This is a genomic window from Bifidobacterium vespertilionis, assembly GCF_008698145.1.
GTDB lineage: Bacteria > Actinomycetota > Actinomycetes > Actinomycetales > Bifidobacteriaceae > Bifidobacterium > Bifidobacterium vespertilionis.
On record NZ_RZNZ01000017.1, the window covers coordinates 1 to 19347 of the forward strand.

At 64.6% G+C, this 19347-nt stretch carries 13 protein-coding genes and 1 pseudogene; all 14 read right to left on the reverse strand.

The features are described 5' to 3' along the window. Positions 1-456: 456 nt before the first annotated feature. The 14 genes and pseudogenes from EMO90_RS10445 to EMO90_RS10500 all read right to left on the reverse strand — a co-directional run bounded on the left by EMO90_RS10445 (position 457) and on the right by EMO90_RS10500 (position 19310). Positions 457-1854, reverse strand: coding sequence for an MATE family efflux transporter (locus EMO90_RS10445; protein ID WP_150354597.1), 1398 nt, complete (start codon positions 1852-1854; stop codon positions 457-459). Positions 1855-2027: 173 nt separating this feature from the next. Then, positions 2028-2885, reverse strand: coding sequence for a class II glutamine amidotransferase (locus EMO90_RS10450; RefSeq protein WP_150354596.1), 858 nt, complete (start codon positions 2883-2885; stop codon positions 2028-2030). Positions 2886-3085: 200 nt separating this feature from the next. Then, positions 3086-5545, reverse strand: a complete 2460-nt coding sequence (locus EMO90_RS10455; RefSeq protein ID WP_317909003.1) for a KUP/HAK/KT family potassium transporter — start codon at positions 5543-5545, stop codon at positions 3086-3088. A gap of 248 nt (positions 5546-5793) precedes the next feature. Then, entirely contained in the window at positions 5794-6753 is a 960-nt protein-coding gene (locus tag EMO90_RS10460; protein WP_150354595.1) for a TatD family hydrolase, read from the reverse strand. Between the two features lie 33 nt (positions 6754-6786). After that, positions 6787-7548 (reverse strand): YesL family protein, encoded by a 762-nt coding sequence (locus tag EMO90_RS10465; RefSeq protein ID WP_150354594.1) that lies wholly within the window; start codon positions 7546-7548, stop codon positions 6787-6789. A 332-nt stretch (positions 7549-7880) separates the two neighbouring features. Continuing rightward, complete coding sequence (locus EMO90_RS10470; protein ID WP_150354593.1) at positions 7881-8447, reverse strand: glycoside hydrolase family protein; 567 nt, start codon at positions 8445-8447, stop codon at positions 7881-7883. After that, the gene (locus EMO90_RS10475; protein WP_190972065.1) at positions 8444-10504 is read right to left on the reverse strand and encodes a glycosyl hydrolase 115 family protein; all 2061 of its coding nucleotides are present in this window, start codon (positions 10502-10504) and stop codon (positions 8444-8446) included. Before EMO90_RS10475 ends, EMO90_RS10470 begins: the two co-directional genes overlap by 4 nt. Positions 10505-10573: 69 nt before the next feature. Continuing rightward, positions 10574-12712 (reverse strand): beta-galactosidase, encoded by a 2139-nt coding sequence (locus tag EMO90_RS10480; RefSeq protein WP_190972064.1) that lies wholly within the window; start codon positions 12710-12712, stop codon positions 10574-10576. A gap of 80 nt (positions 12713-12792) precedes the next feature. Continuing rightward, positions 12793-14832, reverse strand: coding sequence for a hypothetical protein (locus EMO90_RS12210; RefSeq protein ID WP_190972063.1), 2040 nt, complete (start codon positions 14830-14832; stop codon positions 12793-12795). Positions 14833-14882: 50 nt separating this feature from the next. Continuing rightward, the gene (locus tag EMO90_RS10485; RefSeq protein ID WP_150354590.1) at positions 14883-15797 is read right to left on the reverse strand and encodes a family 43 glycosylhydrolase; all 915 of its coding nucleotides are present in this window, start codon (positions 15795-15797) and stop codon (positions 14883-14885) included. Between the two features lie 102 nt (positions 15798-15899). Continuing rightward, entirely contained in the window at positions 15900-16331 is a 432-nt protein-coding gene (locus tag EMO90_RS12505; RefSeq protein WP_223849804.1) for an ATP-binding cassette domain-containing protein, read from the reverse strand. Beyond that, positions 16223-16864: an ABC transporter transmembrane domain-containing protein gene (locus EMO90_RS10490; protein WP_223849802.1), complete on the reverse strand. Its 642-nt coding sequence runs from the start codon at positions 16862-16864 to the stop codon at positions 16223-16225. The genes EMO90_RS12505 and EMO90_RS10490 overlap by 109 nt, the downstream gene beginning before the upstream one ends. A gap of 467 nt (positions 16865-17331) precedes the next feature. Further along, on the reverse strand, positions 17332-18294 hold the full coding sequence (locus EMO90_RS10495; protein ID WP_150354589.1) for a carbohydrate ABC transporter permease: 963 nt from the start codon (positions 18292-18294) through the stop codon (positions 17332-17334). 24 nt (positions 18295-18318) lie between these two features. Continuing rightward, positions 18319-19310 (reverse strand): annotated as a pseudogene (locus EMO90_RS10500) (ABC transporter permease). Between the last annotated feature and the right edge of the window lie 37 nt (positions 19311-19347).

Consider the following 19347-nt stretch of genomic DNA (forward strand, 5'->3'; position numbering starts at 1 on the left):
GTAGATAGCGAGGGTAGCATGGGTGTCGTGGTTGTTCTCTGGCGACGAGAGCGCGGCCCCGGTGACCGCCACCTACGCTTTGGTGGGCAGCGTCGGGGGGGTGTAAGAGGCGGTGACAGGGCGTGTGACGTGGGGTGCGCTGTGACGTGGGGCGTGACAGGGCGTGTGACGTGGGGCGCGCTGTGACCCGGAGTGTGACCGGGCGTGCGGCTGTGTGACGCGGCGTGCCCACACCCGGTCACAGGGGTCCAAAAACCGCCATTTTCCAACGTTTTTCAACGGCCGTGACCGGGAATGGACACCCCATGTCACACGCCATGTCACAATCACACGCCCGGTCACACGCCGAGTCACAGCGCGCCCCACGTCACACGCCCTGTCACGCCCCACGTCACAGCGCACCCCACGTCACACGCCCTGTCACGCCCGCAACCCCGGCCACGCCGCCGGCCCCGATCACCCCACCAGATCGTGCTGCGTCCACCTGCCCGTGCGGTACCGCAGGTAGAACAGCAGCGCCCGCACGCCCCACTCGGAGCACCAGACCAGCCACAGGCCCACGATCTGCAAGCCGAACACCACGGAGACCAGATACCCCACGCCGATGCGGTAGATCCACATCGAGGACAGCGAGCAGATCGTGGTCCACTTGCCATCGCCGGCCGCGCGCAGTGTGGCGGGCAGGATCGACTGCAGCGAGAAGAGCAGCGGGTATCCCACGAGGTTGATGATGAACAGGATCCACAGGGTGCCGTGGATCTCCTCGGGCGCATGGAAGAACGAGTCCAGTGCCCACGGGTAGAGGGCCGCCATGACCAGTCCGCACGCCAGCGAGCTCACGGATCCGACGGCGATGAACAGCCATGTGATCTTCTTGGCGTAGGCGTAGTCGCGCGCCCCGATCGCGGCACCGGCGATCGGAACGACCGCGGTGCACAGTGTGCGCGGGACGATCTCGATCCATCGCACCCACGAGTAGATGATGCCGTTGGCGGCGAGCTGGAGGGTGCCGAAGGGCACGATGAACATCTGGATGATCAGTTTGCCGCCGTTGAAGAACAGGTCCTCCAGAATGAACGGGGCGCTCACGGTGAGCACCTGCCATATGTCCGCGAGGTTGGGCCGGAGCAACAGCGCGCGCGTGAGCCTGAGCTCGCCGGCGTGCGCGACCAGCATCGCGCAGCCCATCACCGCACCCACCAGCTGCGAGAGCACGGTCGCCCACGCCAGACCCTCCATGCCCCAGCCCAGCCATGTGACGAACACCAGATTGAGCAGCATGTTCGACCCGTTGGTCACCAGGGACAACACCAGCGTGATCCGGGTGCGCCCGATGCCGCGCAGCACGCCCGCCACCGCCAGATACAGGCCGCGCAGGGGGTAGCTGACGAGCACGCCGAACAGGAAGATGCTGATCTTGGCGAACACGTCAGGGTCGGCCGATCCGAAGAACAGACGGATGATCGGCTCCTCGAAGGCAAGCACGAGGCCCGAATACACCACGGTCACGGCGATCATGGCGTGCAGCGAGGCGGCCGTGACGCGCCCGATCCTGTCCTTGTGGCCGGCGCCGAAGTGCTGCGCCACAAGCACGCATGCGCCTAAGGCGATCGAGTTGAACGTGCCGAACATGAGCCAGTGGATGGCGTTCGCGGTGTTGACCGCACCGACCGACGAGGCGCCGTCGGAGCTGATGATGCCGGTGTTGCAGAAGTCCACAAGGGCCAAAAACACGGTGTCCACGAACACGGGCAGGGTCAGGTTGTACACATCGCGCGCGGAATAGTTGGGGCCGCTGAACGCGTGGACGGCTCGTTGGAAATGGGCGTTGGACGCGAGATCCGGCCGGTGCATCGTCGCAGCTCCTCTGGGTGTCTTGCCGTTGGCCAACGCCGACGGATCGACGCTGATGGACGGGCACCCATGCTAGTGCAACGTTGTCGTCCAAACGGAATGGTTGCCAGAAGTTGCCGATTTGGGCGGTGGCGCGAGACCCGTGTCGCACGGCCCGCCGCCCGGATCAGACGCTACAGCGTGCGCAGGCGGAACTCCCCGGTGCGGTTCGAAGCGACGATCATGTGATCGTTCGGCAGCTCGGTCCAGCCGTATTCGGCGGGCTGGTCGAATCCGGAGGAGGCGGCCACCACGCCGCCGGTGTTGAGCTTGCGGTAGCGGATCACGCGGTAGTCGTGCGCGAACCGTTCCATGCCGTAGGACTCGTACAGCTCGATCACGCGCGGCGAAACCTCCTTGCGGGCGCAGGCGCGCAGGATCACCAGTTCGTTCTCGCTCTGCAGCATGCAGTTGTAGGAGCTCAGCGGATAGGTTTTGCGCAGCAGCGCCACGGCCTGGGAGACCGATTCGGCCAGCGTGCAGCCCATGCGCACACGCTCCAGGATGAGCGCGAAGTAGATCGCCGAATCGCTGCGGCCGCCGGTTTCCGCCAGGATGGTGCGATCCACCGGAAAGTCGTGGTTGGTGACGATGTTGAGGCCGGTCTGCTCGGAGGAGATGTCGCCGTTGTGCATGAAGCTCAGACCGTCGCAGAAGAACGGCTGCTGGTTCTCGATGATCAGCGGCAGGCCGGAGGACGCGAGGCGCAGATGGTAGATGCCGCCGCGGGCGCCCTGGCGGGAGACCAGCTGGTAGATCTGATCGAACCGGGCGGCGACGGTGGACTTGTACAGGCGCGTGGCGGTTTCCGGCGTGCGCGCGCCGCCGTCGGAAAAGTGGCGGGTCACGGTCGGCTCAGTGACGAGCGCGCAGCCCCAACCGTCATTGTGGATCATGGACTGCTGACGGTACTGTTCGGCCAACCGCGTACCCAGCACATCCTGAAGGCTGAGATTGCGGCCCGACGTGGCATAACCAAGCAATCTGCACATAGTCCTCCACCTTAACGGCCAATCGCCGTTCGCACACGCGCGTCGTTATAACGGTTTCTTATGACCAGCCCGCATGCGGTCGGACATCAGTCATCTGAATAGGGCCGCCTGAACCCACAGCCCCGCCAAACCGGCCCGCCAAACCGACGGGGGCGCCCCGCCCCGCGATCAAACGCGGAACGCGGAACGCCCAGAAAGTCCTACTTCACCACCGGCCGGTTGCCCACGCGCACCAGACCGGGCACGCGCCACGTCGAGACGAACAGCGGCTGCGTTTCGATCAGCGGGTTGTAAGGAGCCAAGCCGAACCACTTGACGGGCGAGCCGGCCACATGGCGGATCGCGTATTTGATCTGCAGCGACAGCGCGCCGCGCGAGGAGATCTTCGACTCGGGCATCAGGGCCTTGTGGATCAGCACGTAGCGGATCGTGCCGATCTGCGGGTCGGCGTCCACCTTCGGGTAGATCGACTTCTGCTGCGGCAGTTCGCCGGAACGGGACAGATCGTGCATGATCTGGTGCAGGTACGCCGGGATGGACTGGTTGACCTTGAAGCCCAGGCGGATGCGCACGCGGAACAGGTAGTTCGTGCCGAAGTTCTCCACCGAGTACTCGCGCGTGAACGGCTCGTCTGTGGTCTGCACGGACACGGCCCACCAGGCGCGGGCGCGCTTGGGGTGGTCGGCGAAGATGGAGAAGAAGATGTCCGTGTCCAGGCGCTTCATGTCCGGATCGGACGTCAGGTACACGATGTTGTCCGCGAAGTACGGGATGCGGAAGTCGCCGTGCAGGCGCTCCAGGGCCGGCAGGCAGTCCTTGGGGGCCATGTGGCGGCGCTGGGCGCGCTCGAGCTTGGTGCCCTCGTTCCACGTGTACATGATGATCAGGATCGCCACGGTGAGCAGCAGCGTGAACCAGCCGCCGTGCAGGAACTTGGCCATCGACGCCACGAAGAACATGACCTGGATCGCCAGGAAGATCACGGTGAACACGATCGCGCCCACCCGCTTGCCGTCATGCCACAGGTAGACCGCCAGCAGGACGGTGGTGGTGATCATCGTGATCGTCAGGGCCAAGCCATAGGCGGCGGAGATGTGCTCGGAGTCCTTGAAGATGCCCAGCACGATCAGCGTGGCCGCGCACAGCACGAAGTTGATGGTGGGGATGTACAGCTGGCCGCGCGTGCGGGCCGGGTAGCGCACCTGCAGATGAGGCATCCAGTTGAGGCCGGTTGCCTCGGAGACCATGGTGAACGCGCCGGTGATCAGGGCCTGCGAGGCGATGATGCCGGCCGTGACGGACAGGATCACGGCCACGTAGCGCACCTCGGGGGTCATCATCTGGAAGAACGGGTTGAGGCCCGGCACATCGACGAGCTCCGGATTGTGCTGGTTGCGCAGGATCCACGCGCCCTGGCCGAAGTAGTTGAACACGAGGGCGATCTTGATGAACGGCCAGGTGAAGTAGATGTTGCCGCGCCCCACATGGCCCATGTCCGAGTACAGGGCCTCGGCGCCGGTGGTGGACAGGAACACCGTGCCCATCAGGGCGATGCCGGCCGCATTGTGCGGGCTGAACAGGAACTTGACGCCGTACACCGGGTTGAGGGCGGCCAGGATGCCCCAATCGCCGCCGATGTTGACGATGCCCACCACGGCGAGGAAGCCGAACCAGACGAGCACCAGCGAGCCGAACACCTTGCCGATGGACTCGGTGCCGCGCGACTGCACGGAGAACAGCACCACGATGATCACCACGGTGATCATGAGCGTGAGGTTCTCGTTCTCCCGGAACAGCGGCTCCATGAGCGGGATGGTCTTGAGGCCCTCCACGGCGGAGGAGATGGACACGGCCGGCGTGAGTACCGAATCGGCCAGGAAGGCCGCGCCGCCCAGCATGGCGGGGATCGTCAGCCACGTGCCGTACCTGCGGATCAGCGAGTACAGGGCGAAGATGCCGCCCTCGCCCTTGTTGTCGATGCGCATGGCGATGAACACGTACTTGACCGTGGTGATGAGGGTGATCGACCAGAACACCAGCGAGAGCATGCCGTAGACGGCCTCCTCGCTCGCGTTGGCCAGACCGCCCTGACCGGACAGGAACGTCTGGGCGGTGTACAGGGGCGAGGTGCCGATGTCGCCGTACACCACGCCGAGCGCCACGATCGCCATGCCGAAGGTCACCTTGTCCGGACCGGACTGCAGGCGGGCCCACCACCGGCCGATCGGGCCCCTGGACTGGGCCTTGGCGAGGCGCTCGGCCTCCTTGCGCTGCTGCTCCTTCTGCTTGGTGAGCTCGGCGCGCTCCTCCTTAGTGAGCACGCGCCGGGAGACCTTGGGCGCGTTGGTGAAGTTGCCGCGGGGCAACACGGCGGTATCCGTGACGTCGGCCTTGCTGCGTGCCGCGGTCGGCTTGGCGGGCTGCGGTTTGGCCGTCTGCGGCGCCGGCTTGCGGTCCCACGCGGGATGCTCCGACTGCGGCTGCGGTTCGTGCTGAGCGGCAGGCCGGGAGGTGCCGGCGGCCGGGGCGGGCTTGGCGGAGGGGTTCGGAGTCTGAGCGGGCTTGGCGGCCGCGGACTTCACGTCCGAGGGCTTGGCCGTCGCATTCTTGACGTCCGCCGGCCGATCCCCCTTGGGCTCGTGCTGTTCGTCTTGCACCATGTACGTCCTTTCAGATCCTTCACGGCACACACACATTCTCTCTTGCAGAGGGATACGTTAGTACCAAATGACGTAATTAGGAAATCGTCAGGATGAACAGCAGCCGAATTTCGCGCATTTGAGCCAAAATCGGCCCACAGGCCAAGCGGCTCATGGGCTCCCGTCCGCAAGATCGCGGCGATCAGCCCGTTAGCGTTCCGTCAGTCATGGGTAAGCGATCCGTTAGGACGCGGCCGGCCCAGCCGCGGTCAGACGCCGTAGACCTCGCGCGTGACCGCGCGCGTGGCCCGCGCCACCGCGGCGAGCGGCAGATCCATCGCGTCGGCGAGCGCGGTGAGCGTGTACGGGATCATGTAGGGCGCGTTGGTCCGTCCCCGGTACGGCATGGGCGTGAGGTACGGCGCGTCCGTTTCCACCATGATGTGATCCAGCCCCACCAATCGCGCCGATTCGCGAATGCCGTCGTTGCCCTTGTAGCTCACGGTGCCGGAGAAGCTCAGGTACCAGCCCTGCTCGCGCGCGATCTCGCCCATTTCCGCATCCCCGGAATAGGAGTGGAACACCGTGCGCTCGGGGGCCCCGTCCGCCAGCAGCGTCTCGATCACCTCACGATGCGAGTCGCGATCGTGGATCTGCATGGGCAGGCCGAGCTCCTTGGCCAAGGCGATATGCGCGCGAAACGCCTCGCGCTGCAACTCCTTGGCCCCCTCGCCGGTGCGGAACAGGTCCATGCCGGTCTCGCCGATCGCCACCACCTGATCGGGGTACTGCGTGGCGAGCCGATGCACCTCGGCCAGCGCGTCCTCGAACGACGTTTCATGCCAAGGCTTGTACTTGAGTTCCAAACCGTCCGGCCCGGGCACGCCTCGGTGCCCGTGGAGCACGGACTCGTTGGGATGGATCGCGAGCGCCGCGTGCACAAGACCCGGGTGATCGACGGCCATCCGGACCGCGGTCATCAGGTTCGGCAGCTCGCAACCCACGTCGATAATACCCTCAATGCCGACAGCCCGCGCCTGTCCCAGAATCTCGTCCACATCGTAGACCGGCACGGGGGGCTGCCCCTTGGCCTCGGCCTCGTGGCTCATGGCCCTGGCGAAGGGGATCACGGAGGCCACATGCGTATGGTTGTCGATCGTGCACGCCCCGTCCGGCAGCGGCGCCGGCGCGGGGGCCCAGCTGCGGTCCCTGTGGTGGTGTTTGCTCATCGCGATCGCCCGCCCATCATCATTGCACACCCATCATTTACGCAGGCTGCTGCGGTCGAAGCGCTCCGGCGCGGCGCCCTGCGACCCGGCCATCGAACCGGATCCGGCAGCAGTCTCCGCCTCGGACTGCCGGGCCTTGAGATCCTTCTCATTCGGCTCGAGCACATGCACGTCCATGCCGGGCAGGCGGCCCCACGAGTAGATCGCCATCATGGTGGCGAACACCGGCACGCCCACACCGAAGGTCATGAGCAGACCGGGCCACTGCCAGTAGGCCCACACGGTGAGCAGGAACAGGCAGAACACCATGAGGCTGCACATCGGGCGCGCGATCACCATGGACAGCGACGTGCGCAGGGTCCACATGAAGCCCTCGTCGAAGTTCGCGCGGATCGCCCAGCTCATGAATACGAACAGGCCGTAGATCAGGTTGAGCAGGAGCAGCACGCCGGAGACCGCGTAGCCGATGCGGCCCATGTCGTTGTTCTGCACCAGCCAGTACTCCCAGATGATCAGCGCCCAGATCAGGAACTGCGGCCAGCCGAACACGTTGGCCTGCACGAGCTCGTCCTTCCACGCGCGGTGGAACGTGACCCATGTGCGCCTGACGGTCCACGAGCGGTCGTCCACGTCCAGCAGCCAGGTGCGGTAGGTGGAGTAGGTGGCCGCGATGGACGGGAACAGGCCGGCGACAACCAATCCCATCACGGTGTGGACGATGAACGCCACGTTGACGATGAAGATCATCAGGATCACGCGGCAGACGAATTCGTATTTCAGGGCGAAGCCTTTCATGGCATCGAACCTCCTGTGTTCAAGAAACGGCTCCGACTATCGTAGCGCATGCGAATTCATCCTGAGGAAAGTGCAGTTCCTCTTCGTCATCCTGAGCGCTGAGCCGTGAATCAGACAGCCCGGTGGGCTGTCCGTAGGCAGGCCGAGCCGTGAAGCGAACGCCGGCGGCGTTCGCAGGCGAGGGCGAACGACAGTGAGCGAATGAAGCCGCGGCCGCAGGCCGACCGCAGTTGCGGTCGAGCCGCCGCCAAGGCGGCGACGGTCCGGCGCAGCCGGACACGGTAGGGCGGAGTCGAAGGATCCTTCGCTTCCTTCGGGATAGCGTAGGGGGATTACTCGCCCACGGTGATGAGACTCGCATAGCATTCCATTTCGAGCCCCTCAAAGCGTGCCTTCACGCGAGGTTCGTAGTCGCGCGGATCGGCGCTGCCTTGCAACATGGCATCTTCGGCGAGGACCAGCTCGCTATGGGATCGCATACGCAATGCCCCAGTGAGGAATACGCCGGCCGGAATGAGTACTGCCTCGTCCTGCCCGCAGTCATCGAGCGCACGCTGGATTGCGTCGGTGTTGAGCATCCTGCCATCGCCGATCGCGTGATACGGCGCGGCGGTGACGTCGATCATCCTTTTGACGACGGCGGTGCGGAATGTCGCAGCGGTAAGCGCTTCCGGTTCCGTACGAGTCCGCCGTTGCAATGACAGCTCGACCGAGTACTCGGCATCCGGATCCAATCCATCGATCACGGCGAACGTACGGTCGATACCGTCGATGACGCGATCACCGATACAGAGCCGATACCGGTCGGATGCTCCGGCCGTCTCCGGCTTGTCCCAGCAGACGGTGAGCGAGTACGCACGCGGCACCGCCCGGAACAGGAATCCCGTCTTCGTCGTCATTCTTCACCCCAAACCTGTTTCATCGCATGGAACATCTCCTCGTCGGTCTCGTGGTTCTCCATGTTGAGCACGACGATCACGTCACGCCATTGCTCGGCATAGCAGAACTCATGCTTCCAGCGGAAGTAGTGGGGTCCGTCGCCGCGGTTGCGCAGATACGACATCAATGTGGCGCACACCTGTGCGGAGAACTTGACATCGGTCAGGCAGTCGTTCGCCCAGTAGCCCTGCCACACGTCGTGTTCGCGTGCGCGCATTGCCGCGTTCCCGGCCTCGAATCGTTCGCGCGCCAGTCCGGCGTGGTAGAAGGCATGTTTGAAGTCGCCGGCGAGCGCCTCGCCGACCGCCGTGCACACCAGCGTGGTGCCGTGGATGCTCTCCCGATAGATCGTCGCCTGCAGGCCGATCGTGTCGCGGATGAGTTGCGCCGCATGCGCATCGCCATGATCCTCGGCGTCGAGCGCGGCCCGCTCGCAATCGCGTGCAAGCCGGTCGTAGCGCGGGAACGCCGCATCGCAGATGCCTTGGACGTACGCGATCTGGTCGGCGAATCCTCCGCGCACCAGCCATGCGAGGTCGTTCTCCTCGTCACGGTTTCCAGACAGGTAGTGCGTGGCGATCATGCGCGGCAGATAGTTGTAGAACTGTTCGCCGCATTTCTGGTCCCACTGGTCGCCGAAGCCCGCGGCGGCATCCCAGTAGCCTCGCATCAGCCGTGCCACCGCCGAGGAGGGTTCCTCGCCGTAGTAGCGACGGGCGTAGTCGTCGAGGAAGGCGTCGACGTCGAGGTCCGGTCCGTTGCGCCACATGCAGGCGATCAGGTCGAGCGTGAGCACATGCGGTTTGACGTTCGAGCAGTTGACGACCCACAGCGCGTTGCCGTTGTTCGCGAGCACCGCCGCCAGTTCACGGGCGATGTCGTCGGGCGATTCGGGCAGCTGGGTGATGTGGTTGGCGGCCTGCAGATCGTAGAACGAGGCGTGGTAGTAGATGCCGTTGGCTCCCGGATCGTCGGCGGACGGCATGGCCGGTTCGCGTGGATCCCAGTTGCCGTTGCGTCTGACCATCATGCGGCCGTACCCGTTGTCGGCCCAGATCTTGATCACGTCGTCGGGGATGTCGAGCAGCCCCTTGCGGTACAGTTCGAACGCCTCGGAGTACAGGTAGGTGGAGACGGGGGCGGATGGATCCGATGCGCGGATGAGATCGTATTCGTCGCGGATCGCCTCGGAGATCACGCGCCCACGGTCCTCGTCAGTGACGTGGCGCGGGTCATCGCCCCAGAACGGGCCGTCGGAGCTGCCGCGCAGACCCAGCGTCCACACGACCTTCGATCCGCGTTGCCGTTCGATCGATTCGCGCCACAGCGCCTCGTATTTGTCATGATCCTCCGGCCAGCGGGCCCTGGTGCCGGGGTACGCCTCGGAGAACAGACGGGCGCCGAGGGGCGTGGCATGATGCTGGTTGACGTACAGGCCCATGTGTCGTGCGAGATCCCAATGCGGTTCCATGTTCTGCCCGGAACCGGGGATGACCAGATTGCCTCCGCAGCGCAGCAGCGTGGAGAACACCATGCGCCAGGTCAGCTCGTTGTCGTTGCGGATGTTCCACGCGACGATGAGCACCTCGTCGTTGACGAACCAGCCTCGATAGCGTACGGCCGCGGGACTGGAGTCGAGTCTCGCATCGGCGTCCAGAACGAGGCGATCGCGGACCGCAGGCCTTTGGTCGTTCCAGAACCAGAAATCCTCGAAGCCGAGCCACGATCTGCTGATCGCGTACAGACCGTATATGCAGCCCAGATCGTCGGCGCCCGAGACGATGATCTCGTTCGCCGCGTCATCGACCGTGACATGGTACTGTTCGTCGTCCAGTGCGCGGTCGTATCGCACGGCGATGGTCGCCGGCGCATCACCGGCGACCGGCGTACCGGATGCGAACGCCGTGCGCAGGTCATGTTCCAGATCCTCGATCGCGTATGCGACCGGCTCTGGCGTGCCGGGGAACGTCCCGTCGCGCCAGATCACGGTGGATCGTCCGTCAAGTGTCACTGTCATTGCTGTCATGTCCTTGTCACTGCGTGTTGCGTGTTGCGTGTTGCGTTGTTGCCGATGCGATCACAGCGCTCATGCCGTTTCGAGGACGAGTACGGCGTAAGGGGCGAGGGTGAGGGGTCCCGCGGCGATGTCCGCGTCGGCGAGCAAGTCGTGTCCGGCGAGCTCTTGCGGCAGGTCGACGCTGACGGTCGCGTACGCGGGGTTGAGGACGAACGTAAACGTCGTGCCGTCGTCGGCGACGCGGCGTGTCACCTCGATGGTGACCGGCGTCCCATCGGCCGGTGCGGCGATGTCGGCGACGGAGTCGACGGGCGTGCCGGTCAGCGGTTCGGCGGTCAGGCCGGCGATGCCGGTGCCGTCCAGGATCCGGTCAACGAACAGCGGCATGGCCGTCTCGTCGGGGAACGTGGCGGCGTAGTACACGCCGCCGTTGCCCGCACTCGGACGGAACGTGAAGGCGGGTGTGCCGGCATAGTACTGGGTGCCGTAGGTGGCGAGCACCTGCGTGCCCTCGTCTGCCTCGAGCACGTCGAACAGCACGCGGCCGTTCGGGGTCGCCGCCGTCCCGTCGCCGGTGCCGTCCGCGAACCACAGCGGTACGACGGTCTTCGCCGGGTCGAGCGCGTCGGTCTCCTCGACCCACACGCCGGCCAGATCGCGCAGCGGCACCGGGATCTCGCCCTGATAGAGGCTGTCGTGCTCGTCGGCCAGGGCGCTCAGCGAGGTCAGCAAGAGTCGCCCGCCGCCCTCGACGAAAGCACGCAGACGAGAGACGAGCGAGGCGTCCATCATGTACAGGCAGGGTGCGAGCACCACGTCGTAGCGATCGTACGAATCGTACGGGCCGACGATGTCGACCGGGATGTTGCGGCGGTGCAGTTCGGCGTACCAGCGTCGCACTTCGGCAACGTAGTCCATCGAGATCGTGGGTCCCGCGGACAGGCCGATGCCCCAGCGCGACTGCCAGTCGAAGACGAGCGCCACCTTCGCCGGCGCCACTCGGCTGCCGAGGATGCGGCCGGAGACGCGCTTCAATTCGGCGCCGAGTTCGGCGCATTCGCGGAACGCGCGCGTGCGGTCGGTGCCGTCGGAGCCGATGAGCGCGCCGTGGAACTTCTCACAGCCGGCACGGTTCTGCCGCAGCTGGAAGAACTGGACCGTGTCGGCGCCGTGGGCGACGGCCTGCCAGCTCAGCTCGCGCATCTGGCCGGGACGCTTCTGCGTGTTGTACGCCATCCAGTTCTGTCGGCTCGGCGTCTGTTCCATGAGCATGAACGGCCTGCCACCGCCCACGCCGCGCATGAGCTCGTGGTTCATGGCCACGTCCGCCGCCGGGGCGTCGGGACGCGGGTAGGAATCCCAGGAGACGACGTCGACGCTGTCGCGCCAGCGGAAGTAGTCGTAGGTCGGGTAGGTGCCCATCATGTTCGTGGTGACGGGATTGACCGGGTCGAAGCGGCGGATCGCGGCCTTCTCCTCGTTGTACGAGTCGAGCACGCACTCGCCGTAGAAGCGCTGGTAGTCGAGGGAGTAGCCGCCGAGAATGGCCTTGCCGCCCCAGCTGGTCATGTCGCCGAGCTCGTTGGGCGGGAAGATCTCGTCGAAGCTGTGGTAGGTGTGGGACCAGAACGCCGCATTCCACGCCTCGTTGACGGCCTCGATGCTGCCGTAGCGCGCCTTGAGCCAGTCGCGGAACCGTTCGGCGCACGTGTCACACCAGCACATGCCGCCGTATTCGTTGCCGATGTGCCACGCGACGAGATTGTCGAGATGCCCGTAGCGTTCGGCGAGCTTGCCGGCGAGCGCCACCGAGTACCTGCGGAAGGTCGGGCTGTTGATGCACGCATTGTGGCGTTCGCGGTGGCGCATCTTGCGCCCCTTCTCGTCGACACGGTTGACGTCGGGGTGACGCAGGGCCATCCATGCGGGCAGTGCGCCCGTGGAGGTGGCCATGACGATCGAGAGCCCCGCGTCGGTGACGGTCTCGATGATCCGGTCGAGTCTGGAGAAGTCGTATTCGTCCTCGCTGGGCTGCAGCTGCGCCCAGGAGAACACGTTGAGGGTGACCTCGTTGACGCCGGCCTCACGCAAGAGACGCATGTCCTCGTGCCAGATCTCCTCTGGCCACTGTTCGGGGTTGTAGTCGCCGCCGTAGAGCATGCAGCCCTGCGAGGCGAGGCGGTCGGCGAAGGTCGGTGTGTCGGTCATGGTGATCGGTGTCCTTTCTCTACCGTCCGTAACGGTTGTCTTCGATGCCGCGGATTGCGTTGATGATTGGATTGGTGACGTCACTCGGCGTCGAGCCTGTGGCGAAGGATGAAGTACAGCGCCCAGTCCTGGTCGTTGGCCATCGGATCGGCGAAGTGCGTGCGCTCGCCGTTGACGGAGAACGGGAACACGTAGGCGCAGGAGGCGGTGCCGTCCGGGAAGAACAGCTGCAGCAGCGCCTTGCGGGAGGCGTCCGCACGACGGCGGTACGCCGCCGACTGATCGCCGTCGTCCATGAGATCGGCGGCCAGATCGAACAGGTCGCCGGTCAGCCCGCTCCAGTAGTGCGGGAACGTGTCGCCGTATTGCTTGCGCTTGCCGAACCAGAAGCCGTCCCAGTGGCGGATCGCGACCTCGTTGAGATGCGCGTCGGGCTGGCATCCGTTGAACTGGTCGAGCACGTGCAGCTGCTCGAATCCGGCGGCGAGCAGCGCCCGATCGCCGGTCAGCGCGGCGGTCTGCAGGATCACGCTCGTGGCCGGGGCGACGATCGACTGCTCGTAGTTGACCTCGTGCTTCGGGTAGTTGAGCCCAAGTCCTGCGAGTTCGCGCGCGTGACGGACGAACAGGTCGCGCATCTCGTCGTGCAGATCAGACTCCCCGGCTTCGTCGAGCGCGTGTTCGAGCGCGAGGATCGGCAGTTCGATCGGATAGAAGCGGAACGACCCCTGCGCGTAGAACCATGCGAGGATGCGGCAGGCGATCCTGAGATCCTCGACGTCGCCGTCGAGCTTCCACAGCTCCACGAACAGCTCGGCGTACCAAGGCGCGTTGTACAGACGGCGATAGGCGTTGTCCCTCGGGGAGTCGTTGAACACCTCGCCGGTGGCGGTGTCGACCAGTTCGCGTTCGACGAACGAGCGGTAGTCGTGGAGGCTGTCGGCCAGCTTCTCCCGCAGACCGTCGGAATCGCGCTGCGCGGTACCGTCCACGAAGGTTCCGTCGCCCAACGCCCGCAGGGAGGCGACGAGGAGCAGCCCCATACCGACGCGCTCGCGTCCGGCGTTGTAGTCGTTGACGACCAAGCCGCTGTCGTCGCCCGCATAGTAGTACTGTCTGCCGTCCTCGTTGTCATACGGTAGGTACGCGCCCTTGAGATGCTCGTCCTGCCCGCGGTACTGCTGGCGGTCGGCGATGAAGCGGACGCGTTCGGCGATCAGTCGGTCGATCGGCGTGGAGACGAACAGACGGGTCGTGACCGTGCGCTCGCCGGCCCGGACGGTGAAGCGGTGTTCGCCGACTCGGTCGCGGTAGGTGTCGTGCGTGAACGCGTCCGCGTCGTCGGGCGTGTAGGAGAACAGGTATCCGCCTTCCCCGTCCGGGGAGGCCGGTAGTCCGTTGACGCTGACCGTCTCGCCCGGCTGAAGCGCGAACGACGGGTGGATGCGCAGCACGGCCATCTCGCCGGGGAACGTGACGTACGAGTTCCAGCGTGCGTCGATGAACCGGCTGCGGAACGCGGCCTGGCGCAGGAAGTCCTCGCGCGAGTCGCAGGGGAAGATCGTCCATGAGATCGTGCGCATCTGCCCGGGAGCGAACTCCATCGCCTCGGGATGCAGCACGAAGCATCCGCGGTCGTTGCTGTAGTGGCTGAAGTCGCGACTGACGCTGTAGTCGGCGAGCGCGCCCTCGGTCAGGACGAGTCCCAGATGCGGCGCCTTGCCGCTCATGCGCAGGGCGAGGATCCAACTGCAGGTGCCGCCGCAGAAGAGGTGCGCGTTGCAGTGGCGTTCGATCGAGTAGTCGCCGGTCTCATCCCAGTAGCGGTCCTCGAGCGGCAGGGTGATGCCGATGTCGCCGACTGCGGCGCTGATGGTCTTGGCGGTGGCGTTGCCGAGCAGGATGGTGGTGACGATCGTGTCGCCGTCACGCATCATGTGGACGGTGGACTGGATGCCGGCCGGCGCGCTCACGGCGGCGTACGGGTGGTCGTGGCGCAGCCAGTCCATGCCCTCCGGGTCTGCGGAGAATCGGATCGATACGTCTCCCAACTGGGAGGTCATGGCCTTGGTGTCGGCGTACGCCGGTGTCACCGGTGAGTTGCTGCCGAGTGCGTACATGGGTTGTTCCTTTCCCGAGATGATTCCCGAGATAATCCCGGGTAAGTGTCCTACAGGCGGTTGTCCCATTCGTCGTGCCATTCGAGCAGCGCTTTGCGATCGCCGATCTCGATGGGCAGGGTGACGAGTTGCGAGTTGCCGAGGTCCTTCGGGTTCCAGCGGTCGCCGATGTAGAGGAAGCGGGTGGCGTGCCACTGGTCGGCGCCGTCGAGCGGGACGATGATGTCGCACTGCGAGTCGAACGTGCGCGAGCCCGCCGGGGTGAACGGCTTCCAGTCGCTCCAGGGGCCGTGCAGGTCGGAGGCGGTCGCGTACATGTTGTCGTTGCAGTCCCAACCGGTCAGCTGCGAGCCGAACCAGTAGTAGACGCCGTCACGCTTGACCATGATCGGCGACTCGTAGCCCGCCCAGTAGTCGGTGCCCTTGAGGCAGGCCACGTCCTCGACGACGCTCAGATAGTCCTCGGACAGGCGGTAGATGTGCGTGCCGTGCGGGCGGTCCTCGGACAGGATGTATCCGGTGCCGTCCTCATCCTGGAACACGCCGATGTCGCGCGATTCGTAGCCGCGGAACTGGAACGTGGAGAGGAATTCAAACGGGCCGGTCGGCGAATCGGCGATCGCGGTGCCAATGTGCGCGTACGAGTAGTTGTTCTCGCCGTCGACGTGCAGGTACATGACGTATCTGCCGTCCGAGGGGCGGCGCAGGACCTTCGGGCGTTCGATGATGCGGGTCGGACCGAAGATCTCGCCCTCCTGCCCCACCGGCAGGACGGTGCCTTCGTGACGCCACTGAACGAAGTCGGTGGTGGAGTAGCAGGCGACGCCCTGGAAGAGGTTGCCGTCGTTCTTGATCTCGCCGTACGCGTACCAGCGCTCGTCGAAGCGCTGCACGCCGATGCCGTGGAGCTGGGCTACATTGCCTTCCGTGTCACGGAACAGCTGGACGCCTTTGAGAGTGGCCATGTCGGATTCTCCTTTGATGGTTGTGATGGGTTGATGGTTCTGATGATGTGATGGTGGGTTGGTGATGGTTGCGGCAGGGACCTTCGGGAAGGTCATCTCCCGCTACTCCTGCATGGTCTTCAACCGCCAGAACTTGCCGCGAGCGGCCATGAGCTCCTCGTACGGCCCCTGTTCGACGATGCGCCCGTGTTCGAGCACGATGATGCGGTCCGCGTTGCGGATGGTGGACAGCCTGTGCGCGACCATGAACGTCGTGCAGTGGCCCATCATCCGCTCGGTGGCGTGCTGCACCTTCTTCTCGGAGACCGAGTCGAGGGCGCTGGTCGCCTCGTCGAACACGATGATGCGCGGGTGGCGGATCAGGGCGCGTGCGATCGAGATGCGCTGCTTCTGACCGCCGGACAGGGTGCCGCCGTGCTCGCCGATCAGGGCGTCGAGCCGGTCGGACAGCTGGGCGACCACGTCGTCGAGACCGACCTCGTCGATGATCCGCTCGACCTCCGCGTCGTCGACGTGTTCGAGACCATACGTGATGTTGTGCGCAGGGTGCCGGAGAACAGGATCGTGTTCTGCGGCACCACGGCGATCTGGCTGCGGTAGGTCTGGTCGAGCAACACCTCCACGTTCTCCACGTCGCGCATGATCTTCGACATGAGCCTGCCGGACTGTGTCTCCGTGTGGAAGCGGATCGACAGCTGCTGGAGCTTGGCGATGAGGCTGCCGCGCAGACGCCGTTCGATGAGCCTGTTCACCTTGCCGAAGTGCCTGATGTACAGGTACGCGGTGCCGATGTTCTGTGCGATGAAGAAGATGCCGATGATGAGGTTGATCACCATCTCCGTGACGGAATGCGACGCCGGATCCGTGGCGCAGTTGATGATGTTGCGGGTCACGATCGGCGTGACCCACATCGGCGACTGCTTGGCGATCAGCGCGATCGTCGAGATGGTCAGATCCCTGCCGCTGCCCTTGAAGAAGTGCAGCAGGATGCGGATCGGATGACCGCTGTTGCGCCGATAGTTCTGGATGTATTCGTCGAACATGGCCGCTTGAGCTTGTGGAGCCATGTTCCCATACCTTCCCTATGCTCCTAAGCGCTCCTCCCGAGGGAAAAGCCTAGCATCAGCACAATGCGGACAAGCCGCCTCGGATCGACTACGTTGGATGTTCACGGATGAGGAATTGAGGATGCCAGGACCGACGTCCGAACCGGTTGGCAGGAAGGAGAGAGATCGCCTTCCGGTTCGGTCATCGACCCCGGCAAGAGTATCGGTCCTTGACCGCTCAGCAATTAAGGACCGGTCTTCGACCGGGCTCAATGCTGCCTTCGCTCGGCTTTCGCCTCACTCAGGCTGAGCCTACGGGAAGCCCACCGGGCTTCCCGCTTAACGGCTCAGCCCTTGACCGCGCCGCCTTCGGCCTTCGCAATTGAGGACTTCGCTTCGCGAAGACTCAATCTGGCCTCGGCCCGCCTTTCGGCGGATCCTCGGCTCGGCGCGGTCGGACAGCCCACCGGGCTGTCCTCAAGGGCCTATCAGCCCTTGACCGCGCCGATCATGACGCCCTTGTTGAAGTACTTCTGGAGGAAGGGGTAGAGGACGAGGAGCGGGAGGGTGGAGACGATGATCACGCCGTACTTGATCTGGTTGGCGAACTCGCGCTGCTGGAGGAGGTCCATACCGCCGGAGCTCTGGCCGGTCATGCCGGTCTGGTTCGCGAGCAGGATGGAGCGCAGCACGTTCTGCAGCGGAAGCTTGTCGGCGTCGCGGATGTACACAAGGCCGGTGAAGAAGTCGTTCCAGTGGCCGACGAAGTAATACAGTGCGAGCACGGCGATGATGGCCGAGGACAGCGGCAGCACGATCCGCAGGAAGTAGCCCCAGTATCCGAGGCCGTCGATCTGCGAGGCGTCATACAGGTCCTCCGGGATGGAGGTCTCGAAGAACGAGCGGGCGATGATCACGTTCCACACGGACACGGCGGTCGGCAGGATGAACACGAGCCAGTTGTCCAGCAGGCCGAGCTGCTTGAAGAGCAGGTAGTTCGGGATCAGGCCGCCGGCGAAGAACATCGTGAAGGTGAAGAGGAACAGGATCACGCGGCGCGGCTTGAATTCGCGGCGGGACAGCGCGAACGCCACCGGGATCGTGACGATCATGTTCAGGGCGGTGCCGACCACGGAGTAGATGACCGTGTTGAGGTAGCCGGTCCAGATGCGGCCGTCGGAGAACACCTTCTCATAGCCGCCGAGGCTGAAGCCGACCGGCCAGAGCGTGACTTGGCCCTGGTTGACGGCGGTCTGGTTGGACACAGACGCGATGATCACGAACCACAGCGGATAGATGACCGCAACGACCACGAGGGCGAGGATGACCCAGATCACGATGTCGGTGATCCAGTCGGAGAAGGTTCGCTGCTGACGGACCTTCGGGTTCCAGGGGATGTCGTCCGAGCTGGCCTTGGGCGCGAGGGACGGCTGCACGGTTGCACTTGTCATGATGATTGCCTTTCCTTTCGCGGCTTAGAAGATGCTCGTGTCGGACGCCTTCTTCGAGATGATGTTCGCCAACACCAGGAAGAAGAAGTTCACCAACGTATTGAACAGACCGATTGCGGTTGCGTAACTGAACTGGTTGCCGAGAATACCGATGCGGTAGGTGTACGTCGAGATGACCTCGGATGCGGACAGGTTCATCGAGTTCTGCATGAGGAAGACCTTCTCGAATCCGACGTTGAGCACGTTGCCCATGTTCATGATGAGCAGGATGCCGACGGTGGGCAGAATGGTCGGGATGTCGACGTAGCGGATGAGCTGGAGACGACCGGCGCCGTCGATCTTCGCCGCCTCGTAGAGCGCGAGGTCGACCGACGAGAGCGCGGCCAGATAGATGATGCAGTTCCAGCCCACATGCTGCCAGACCTCGGTGATCCAGTAGAGCGGCGTGAACAGGTCGGCGTCGGCCAGTAGGTTCTTGCCCGGGAACAGACGGCCGATCATGCCGGTGTTCGGGGAGAGGAAGATGTTGATCATCGTCACGATGACGACGGTGGAGATGAAGTGCGGCAGGTAGGTGACGGTCTGCACGAAGGACTTGATCTTCGTCGAGCCGATCTGGTTGATGAGCAGGGCGAGGATGATCGGGCAGATGAAGCCATGACCAGGGTCCACAGGCTGATGCGCAGCGTGTTGCCCAGGATGTTCGAGAACATGCCGGACTTGAAGAACTGGTTGAAGTATTTGAATCCGGCGAACGTGCCGCCCATCAGGCCCTCGCGCGGGTTGTAGTTGTAGAACGCGAGGCGCAGGCCGTACATGGGCACATAGGCGAACAGTGCGATGAAGCACATGGCGGGCAGGCTCATGAGCCACAGCGCGCCGTAGCGCTTGAAATGGCGCACGATCTTGACGCCGAGCGGCGACTGCTTGGCGAGTTGGATGTTGTCGACGACGACCGCGCCGTCGCCCGACGGTGCTGCAGCCGTAGTCGCCGCAGTCTTACGAGATGCAGACATGGTGATTGCTTTCCTTGCTGGCTGAAGAATCTGGATG